The sequence below is a fragment of the Mesorhizobium sp. M7A.F.Ca.CA.004.12.1.1 genome (assembly GCF_003997835.1).
Classification (GTDB): Bacteria; Pseudomonadota; Alphaproteobacteria; order Rhizobiales; family Rhizobiaceae; genus Mesorhizobium.
Window position 1 is genome coordinate 1 of record NZ_RZRK01000195.1, and the last position, 8786, is coordinate 8786.

7 protein-coding genes and 1 pseudogene are annotated in these 8786 nt (G+C 58.7%); all 8 read left to right on the plus strand.

Features of this window, described 5'->3' with window-relative positions:
• Positions 1–193 (plus strand): 6-carboxytetrahydropterin synthase (locus EN984_RS12775; RefSeq protein WP_206517424.1); only part of this gene is annotated, 193 nt, incomplete at its 5' end.
• 5 nt (positions 194–198) lie between these two features.
• Positions 199–924, plus strand: a complete 726-nt coding sequence (gene queE, locus EN984_RS12780) for a 7-carboxy-7-deazaguanine synthase QueE (RefSeq protein ID WP_164548811.1) — start codon at positions 199–201, stop codon at positions 922–924.
• Positions 925–1694: 770 nt separating this feature from the next.
• Positions 1695–2447, plus strand: a complete 753-nt coding sequence (locus EN984_RS12785) for a carbonic anhydrase (protein WP_063169372.1) — start codon at positions 1695–1697, stop codon at positions 2445–2447.
• Between the two features lie 160 nt (positions 2448–2607).
• Positions 2608–2804, plus strand: a pseudogene (locus EN984_RS38725) (7-carboxy-7-deazaguanine synthase QueE); the annotation flags it as partial.
• A 1097-nt stretch (positions 2805–3901) separates the two neighbouring features.
• Positions 3902–4795, plus strand: a complete 894-nt coding sequence (nifH, locus tag EN984_RS12800; RefSeq protein WP_024505261.1) for a nitrogenase iron protein — start codon at positions 3902–3904, stop codon at positions 4793–4795.
• An 87-nt stretch (positions 4796–4882) separates the two neighbouring features.
• Positions 4883–6385, plus strand: a complete 1503-nt coding sequence (nifD, locus tag EN984_RS12805; RefSeq protein WP_024505262.1) for a nitrogenase molybdenum-iron protein alpha chain — start codon at positions 4883–4885, stop codon at positions 6383–6385.
• Between the two features lie 129 nt (positions 6386–6514).
• Complete coding sequence (nifK, locus tag EN984_RS12810; protein ID WP_024505263.1) at positions 6515–8056, plus strand: nitrogenase molybdenum-iron protein subunit beta; 1542 nt, start codon at positions 6515–6517, stop codon at positions 8054–8056.
• A gap of 61 nt (positions 8057–8117) precedes the next feature.
• Positions 8118–8786 (plus strand): nitrogenase component 1 (locus tag EN984_RS12815; RefSeq protein ID WP_281057285.1); only part of this gene is annotated, 669 nt, incomplete at its 3' end.

Here is an 8786-nt window from a genome sequence, read left to right on the forward strand (position 1 = left end):
TCTGGCGCCGCTCAAACGCTACATTGACGAGAGCTTCGACCATCGGCACCTCAACGACGTGCTGGGACATGAGAAGGTCACGGCGGAATGCCTGGCCAGACATTTCTATGAATGGTGCAAGGCACGTCTGCCGCAGACCGCGGCCGTGCGCGTTAGCGAAACACCGAAAACTTGGGCGGAATACCGTCCGTGACCGACATGCATCCCGCAATCCGTGTGAGCGAGATATTCGGGCCGACTATCCAGGGCGAGGGCGTGCTCATCGGCTTGCCGACGGTGTTCATCAGAACCGGCGGATGTGATTATCGCTGTTCATGGTGCGACAGCCTTCACGCGGTGGACAATCAGTATCGCCATGAATGGCTACCGATGCCGATCGATGCCGTGTGGCAAACCGTCCATGCGCTTTCCGGCGGCAGGCCGGTTATGGTCTCCTTGTCAGGCGGCAACCCGGCCATTCAGCCGTTCGGTCCCCTCATAGAACGAGGCCATCGCGAGGGCTATCGTTTTGCACTGGAAACGCAGGGTTCCGTGGTGAGGGAGTGGTTTGCGGATCTTGACGTGCTGACCCTTAGCCCAAAGCCGCCGTCCAGCGAGATGACGACCCGTTGGGCTGCGTTTGATGCATGCCTCGAAGCGGCGCAAGAGAAGCCGCAAATCGTGCTCAAGCTCGTCGTTTTCGACGAGAGTGACTATGCCTACGCCAAAGAAGTCGCGGCGAGATATCCGCACCTTCCGATCTATCTGCAACCCGGCAATCACACGCCGCCGCTCCCTGGCAGTGAAGACGCCTCTGTCGACTTGGACGGAATAATGATGCGAATGGAATGGCTTGTCGAAAGGGTGACTAGCGACAGGTGGTTCGAAGCCCGCGTGTTGCCGCAGCTGCACGTTCTGCTTTGGGGTAACAAGAGGGCGGTCTAGTCTGTGGCTTGCGTCGCACCGGAAGGCCGGGCTCCAACGGCTTGGCAGGCTCTCTTCGCGTGCCGAGTACAGCCGAGCTTTGTTCGCGTCAGCGGTCTCGCGATTGTGCGGCTGGAAACCGCCCGGACACCCCGCTGCCGGCGTGTGTCACCTTGACTCCGATGAGCTGTCGTCACGCAAAGTTGAAATCCGCAAGAACTGGCCTTCTCGCCCCACCTGCTCCGTCGCAAGCACGTCATCCCCTCATCCTTGTCCAGCTCTTATCGATGTATCTCATTGTCCGGCCTGACGCACGACTGTCAGCATGGGAATGCATCCATTGCGCAAATGCCTTCCATAAAGAAGATCGATTTCCTCATTGGCCCAACGTGAAATATAGCAACGTTTTCGTGGCGTGGGTCGGCTGCGTCGGGAGTAGCGATGAAAACGTATTGGGGTCGCCTGCGTCTCCTTGGGCAGCGAGTGTAAAGTATAGCGATGCGGCCTCCGGCGCGAACGGCAGCCGCGCAGTGATCACCTTCGCCTGTGCCTTTGCGGCGGGGGTCAAGCGCTGGTCTGCTAAAATTTTTTATCGTTTAGCTGGTTGAAACTGCCCCCGTTGCGGGCTGCAGAAGCCGGCCAGCCGAGAAACGGCAGCCGCACTTATGAAAGCACGCCAAGGCGTGCGGGCATCTATCAGTTGCAAAGGACAATACTGGCCGCGCCGATTGGCCATCACGCGTCCATTAGGGCAGCCACCAACATCAGTTCGCAAGAGGAGCAAAAGTAATATGTATCGTCGTCACCTGATCAAAGGGTTGGTTGCGCTCGGCGCATGCCGGATTTGCGTTCAAGCCGCCCAAGCGACCAGTGCCCATTGGGGGTACACCGGTCCGGTCGGACCGGAGCACTGGGCTGATCTGGATAAGGAAAATTTCGTATGCTCTGCCGGCACGCAGCAATCGCCGATCAATATCAACAGCGCGGTCAAGGCGGATATCCCGCATATCGCCATCGGCTGGCACAAGGGCGGCGGCAATATGGTGAACAACGGCCACACCATTCAAATCAATATGCCACAAGGCAGCACGCTGACCCGCGGCGATCGTGTCTACGAACTGGTACAGTTCCATTTCCATGCGCCAAGCGAACATCACGTGGCGGGCAAGAGCTTCCCGATGGAGGTGCATTTCGTTCACAAGGACACGCAAAGTGGTACTCTGGGCGTGCTGGGCGTCTTTTTAACGCCCGGCGCGACAAATGCCAGCTTTGCTGCCCTTGCTGCGGCCTTTCCCGAACTGCCGAATGGGGAGGTGACGATCGACGAGGTGAATCCCAACTGGCTTCTGCCAGCCTCGCTTGGCTATTGGACTTATGAGGGCTCACTGACGACGCCGCCGTGCACCGAAAACGTCGAGTGGATGGTGGCGATGGAACCGGTTGACGTTGATCCGGCAGACATCCAGCGATTTGCCTCACTCTACCCGTCGAACGCGCGCCCTATTCATTCACCCAATCGACGCTTCATCCTGCGCCAGAGTTGAGCGCCGCCCCAGCGGTTCCGCACGGTCCAACATTCTTGGCACAAGTTGGCGCGAAGCCTCCTCTTCCGGTCTGGCGGTCTGACGGCGCTCCCCAAGCTGGCTAGTCTAAATGATAGGGATTCGGTGCCGACACCACTCGTCCCAAATACGTCGCGGCGAGGTTTGTCTGCAACCCGGCAATCACACGCCGCCCCGCCGTGGTAATGAAGACGTCTCTGTCGAGTCCGACGGAATATGATGCGCATGGAACCGCTGGTAGAAAAGGTGACCAGCGACAGGTGGTTCGAAGCCCGCGTCTTGCCGCAGCTGCACGTTCTACTCTGGGGTAACAAGAGGGTAGTGTATACCTTCTCCTAGCTTCGCCGCCAACTACTCGGTTTTCCGAATTGCTCTCTATATTCTTGAAGACGATGCGTTCGTTAAAGACATGTGCTGCGCACCTGGTGTAAAAGCTGCTCTCATCATGCAGAGGTCAAGCCAGTCGGGCTCATCCGAGGCTATGGCCGTGAGCACTGTTCAGTTCGGCAGAGAGGGCGCTTTTGTACACACTTTGCGATCGTGGCGGCCCCGTGGGCAGATCTGCAAGCTGCCGCGACACTAACCTCTCGAAGCCCGCCCGCCCGCCTTTCGTGCAGCTTCCTCTGAACAAAACCACCGCTCGCCCTTCAATAGGTTGATGCGTGTCTCCCAGTAAGATTCCTGTCCAAGAACGTGATAATCTTCTTGCCAGTGTTGTAGCTGATGTTGCCCTTGATGCCGCAGCCTACCGCGGCGGGACCAAACTCAATGGCAAGCAGGCCGGCTAGGATCGTGCAGCCAGTCGCGAGCCTCGCCCACAACGGGGTCTCACGCGCATGAGGGCGCCGACCATGGGTTCGGCGGTTCATACGCGTATAACACGTATCTTTCTGAAAAAATCAATGCTCTCGGCTAAGCTACTGAATTATTTGGCTTCCATATAGCGCGTCGGCGGAACCAACTTGTAGACGGGCTATGAAAGGTTAAGCGCGGATGTCTATCGGCCGCCGGCGTTCCCGCTCTGTAAGCCTGCCTGAACTACCCGCGCCGCGGTCAAGCCCCAGGCTCCTGCTCATCCAGCGACCGCCCGATCAATGGCAGGCTGGAAAGACAAGAGCCGATGTCTTCCGATGGTCTCGCCATCAGCTTTGGGCTAACTTCCCCATTCTCCCGCTTCGAGCTCGACACACGGCGGTTTGGATGGCGCACGACAATCTGTGTCGGCTTTGTCGTGTCCGTGACAGACGCCTGAAAGGCCCGTTCGCGCGTTTTGCCGCCGTCTAAGCGGCTGGAATTTAATGACAAAGTTTCTTCTGGGATCGGCCGATCACGCTGGTACGCTTTTTGCGATGCTTGGTGTGAGGCGGCACGAGCTGCCTATCGGCACTTGTGTCGCGGGCAGTCGCGATAATTAGAACGAAGGAAGGAAAGCTATTATGTCAGGTCTGCGTCAGATCGCCTTTTACGGAAAAGGCGGCATCGGCAAGTCCACCACGTCCCAAAATACGCTCGCTGCCCTTGTCGACCTCGGGCAGAGAATCCTCATCGTAGGATGCGACCCCAAAGCCGATTCCACACGCTTGATCCTGAATTCGAAAGCTCAGGATACCGTCCTGGATCTCGCCGCACAGGAAGGCTCGGTGGAAGACCTCGAACTCCAGGACGTGCTCAAGGTGGGCTACAGAGGCATCAAGTGCGTGGAGTCCGGCGGCCCCGAGCCGGGTGTCGGTTGCGCCGGCCGCGGCGTCATCACCTCGATCAATTTCCTCGAGGAGAATGGCGCTTATGACGATGTCGATTATGTCTCCTATGACGTCCTCGGCGACGTGGTATGCGGCGGCTTCGCCATGCCGATCCGCGAAGGCAAGGCCCAGGAGATCTATATCGTCATGTCCGGCGAGATGATGGCGCTCTATGCCGCCAACAACATCGCCAAGGGCATCCTCAAATATGCCCATTCGGGCGGTGTGCGGCTGGGCGGGCTGATCTGCAATGAACGTCAAACCGACCGCGAACTCGATCTGGCCGAAGCACTGGCTGGCCGATTGAATTCCAAGCTCATCCACTTCGTGCCCCGCGACAACATCGTCCAACATGCCGAACTCAGGAAGATGTCGGTGATCCAGTACGCGCCGGACTCAAAGCAGGCAGGGGAATACCGCGCTCTGGCCGAGAAGATCCACGCCAATTCGGGCCAGGGTACGATCCCGACGCCGATCACCATGGAGGAGCTGGAGGAGATGCTGCTCGACTTCGGCATCATGAAGACCGACGAGCAGATGCTTGCCGAGCTTCACTCCAAGGAAGCGGCGAAGGCGGCGGCCCAGTAGTGACATTAGCGCTGCCATGAATCGGCGCGCCTTGCAGAGAACGGCGCCTATTCTTTGAGGCGTCACCCAACCTTGAAAGGGGGACTCATGAGCCGGGAATACGAGAATGACGGTGCTCTTCATGCGAAGCTTATCGAAGAGGTGCTGTCGCATTATCCCGACAAGGCGGCGAAGCGCCGCAAGAAGCACCTCAACGTCGCAAAGAGCGGCAACGAGGCTGGCGGGGAAAGCGAGGTCCTTTCCGAATGCGACGTCAAATCGAACATCAAGTCCATTCCGGGGGTGATGACGATTCGCGGCTGTGCATATGCTGGTTCGAAAGGCGTGGTGTGGGGGCCAGTCAAGGATATGGTCCATATCTCGCACGGCCCGGTCGGCTGCGGCCAATATTCTTGGTCGCAGCGCCGCAACTACTACGTCGGTACAACGGGCGTCGACACGTTCGGGACAATGCAGTTCACCTCCGATTTCCAGGAGAAGGACATCGTCTTCGGCGGCGACAAGAAGCTGGAACAGATCATTGACGAGATTGAAGTCTTGTTTCCGCTCAACAACGGCATCACCGTGCAGTCCGAATGCCCTATCGGCCTGATTGGCGATGACACCGAGGCCGTTTCTCGCAAAAAGACCAAGGAGTATGACAAGACGATCGTGCCGGTACGCTGCGAGGGCTTCCGCGGCGTCTCGCAGTCGCTTGGCCACCACATCGCCAATGATGCAATCCGGGATTGGGTCTTCGACAAAAAGGATGTCAAGTTCGAGGCCGGCCCCTACGACGTCAACGTCATCGGCGACTACAATATCGGCGGCGATGCCTGGGCCTCGCGCATACTGCTTGAGGAGATAGGGCTGCGCGTGGTTGGCAACTGGTCGGGTGACGCCACACTCGCAGAGATCGAGCGCGCCCCGAAGGCTAAGCTCAATCTTATCCACTGCTACCGGTCGATGAATTACATCTGTCGGCATATGGAGGAAAAGTATGGCGTCGCCTGGATGGAGTACAATTTCTTCGGTCCCTCCCAGATCGAAGCCTCTCTGCGCAACATAGCCAAGCATTTTGGGCCGGAAATCGAGGAGAAGACCGAAAAGGTCATTGCCAAGTACAGGCCGCTTGTTGATGCGGTCATCGCCAAGTACCTGTCGCGCCTGGAAGGAAATACCGTGATGCTCTATGTCGGCGGCCTGCGCCCCCGCCACGTCGTCACGGCCTACGAGGACCTCGGCATGGTCATCGTGGGCACCGGCTATGAATTCGCCCACAGCGACGACTATCAGCGCACCGGCCACTACGTGAAGAACGGCACGCTGATCTACGATGACGTGACCGGCTATGAGTTGGAGAAATTCATCGAAGGGATTCGCCCAAATCTGGTCGGCTCGGGAATCAAAGAAAAATACCCGGTGCAGAAGATGGGCATACCGTTCCGCCAGATGCATTCCTGGGATTATTCAGGCCCGTATCACGGCTACGACGGCTTTGCCATTTTCGCACGTGATGTGGATCTCGCCATTAACAACCCGGTCTGGGACCTATTCCACGCGCCTTGGAAAAGAAGCCGGGGCGATGAGCGGGCGATGGCTGCCGAATAAACATTTGCTTCAGCCCCAGTCTCCCACTGAGACGGTGAACTCCCGCGGCCTCTGATCCGCCGGAGCCTGGAACGTCTTGACGTCCTGAGCTGCCGTCCCGCGCAGCCAGATGCAAAAGAGGTAATCATCATGCCGCAGTCGGCTGAAAAAATTCTCGATCACGCTCCCCTGTTCCGCGAGCCGGAATACAGAAAGATGCTCGCTGAGAAGAAGCTAAACTTCGAATGTCCGCACCCCGATGAAATCGTTTCCGATCAGCGCGATTTCACCCAGACGTGGGAATACCGCGAAAAGAACCTCGCCCGCAAAGCGCTTGTCGTGAACCCGGCCAAGGCCTGCCAGCCGCTGGGTGCGGTATTCGCTGCCGCCGGCTTCGAGCGAACCATGTCCTTCGTCCACGGCAGCCAAGGTTGCGTCGCCTATTACCGCTCGCACCTGTCGCGCCATTTCAAGGAGCCTGCCGCGGCGGTCTCCTCCTCAATGACCGAGGATGCGGCGGTGTTTGGCGGCCTGAAGAACATGGTCGACGGGCTCGCCAACACCTACCAGCTCTACGACCCCAAGATGATTGCCGTGTCGACGACCTGTATGGCAGAGGTCATTGGCGACGACCTGCACAGCTTCATCCAGAACGCCAAGGACGAAGATTCAGTCCCGCGCGACTTCGACGTGCCCTTTGCCCACACCCCGGCCTTCGTTGGCAGTCATGTCGACGGCTATGACAACATGGTCAAAGGCATTTTGGAGCACTTCTGGAAAGGTCAGGAGCGTACGCAAATCGAAGGAACCATCAACATCATTCCGGGCTTCGACGGCTTCTGCGTCGGCAACAACCGGGAGCTCAAGCGCCTGCTCGATGTAATGGGCGTGTCCTATACATTGATCCAGGATGCCTCTGACCAGTTCGATACGCCTTCGGACGGTGAATACCGCATGTATGACGGGGGCACGAAGATCAACGAGGTGAAGAAGGCCCTCAACGCCGAGGCAACGCTTTCGCTGCAGCATCACAACACCCGAAAGACACTGGGCTATTGCGAGGAGGTCGGGCAGGCGACGGCCTCGTTCCACTATCCGCTCGGCGTTCAGGCGACGGACGAATTCCTGATGGAGGTCGCGGCGATTTCCGGCAAGGAGATTCCCGAGGCAATTCGCCTCGAGCGCGGCCGACTGGTAGACGCCATGGCGGACAGCCAATCCTGGCTGCATGGTAAGAAATACGCCATCTACGGTGATCCCGACTTCGTTCACGCAATGGCCCGCTTTGTCATGGAGACCGGCGGCGAGCCAACCCATTGCCTCGCCACCAATGGCACCTCGGCATGGGAAGCCGATTTGAAGAAGCTGCTAGCATCCTCGCCTTTCGGCAAGGCTGCCCAGGTTTGGGCGGGCAAGGACCTGTGGGCGCTGCGCTCGCTGCTCTTTACCGAGCCGGTGGACCTTTTGATCGGCAATTCCTACGGCAAGTACCTGGAGCGCGACACCGGAACGCCGCTGATCCGGCTGATGTTTCCGATCTTCGATCGGCACCATCATCACCGCTTTGCGCTCTTTGGCTACCAGGGCGCGTTGCGCGTGCTGACGACGATCCTCGACAAGATCTTCGACAAACTCGATCGCGAGACGAGCGAGACGGGTGTGACGGATTATTCCTATGACCTCACGCGCTAAGAGCCGTGGCCGGCTTTTCGCCGAGGCCATTCCTTGCCCAATGGACTGGGGAGGCTGAGCGATGTCCTCCCTCAGCGCCAAAATCAAGGACGCCTTCGATGAGCCCGCCTGCGATAAGAACCGTGGCAAAGATGCCAAGGCGCGCAAGGAGGGCTGCTCGAAGTCGCTGACACCAGGGGCGGCAGCCGGCGGCTGCGCCTTTGACGGAGCCAAGATCGTCCTGCAGCCGATCACCGACGTTGCGCATCTGGTCCATGCGCCGCTCGCCTGCGAGGGCAATTCTTGGGACAACCGTGGTGCGGTTTCGTCAGGGCCGACCTTGTGGCGGACAAGCTTCACGACCGACCTCACCGAACTCGACCTGGTGATGGGGCAGGGCGAGCGGAAACTCTTCAAGGCGATCCGCGAGATCAAGCACACATACGCGCCGCCGGCGATCTTCGTTTACTCAACTTGCGTAACGGCGCTGATCGGTGACGACATCGAGGCCGTGTGCAAACGCGCCACGGAAAAGTTCGGTTTGGCCGTGGTGCCGATCAATGCGCCTGGCCTGGCAGGCTCCAAGAACCTCGGCAACAAGCTCGCCGCCGAGGCGTTGCTCGATCATGTCATCGGCACGGTCGAACCCGACGACCCCGGGCCCTACGACATCAACATCCTTGGCGAATTCAACCTCTCGGGCGAATTCTGGCTTGTAAAGCCGCTCCTCGATCGGCTCGGCATCCGGGTG

Bases quoted from the DNA above. Each gene is read 5' to 3' on its own strand.
- EN984_RS12785 (WP_063169372.1), top strand. From the start codon at position 1,695: ATGTATCGTCGTCACCTGATCAAAGGGTTGGTTGCGCTCGGCGCATGC.
- nifK (WP_024505263.1), top strand. From the start codon at position 6,515: ATGCCGCAGTCGGCTGAAAAAATTCTCGATCACGCTCCCCTGTTCCGC.
- queE (WP_164548811.1), top strand. From the start codon at position 199: ATGCATCCCGCAATCCGTGTGAGCGAGATATTCGGGCCGACTATCCAG.
- nifH (WP_024505261.1), top strand. From the start codon at position 3,902: ATGTCAGGTCTGCGTCAGATCGCCTTTTACGGAAAAGGCGGCATCGGC.
- nifD (WP_024505262.1), top strand. From the start codon at position 4,883: ATGAGCCGGGAATACGAGAATGACGGTGCTCTTCATGCGAAGCTTATC.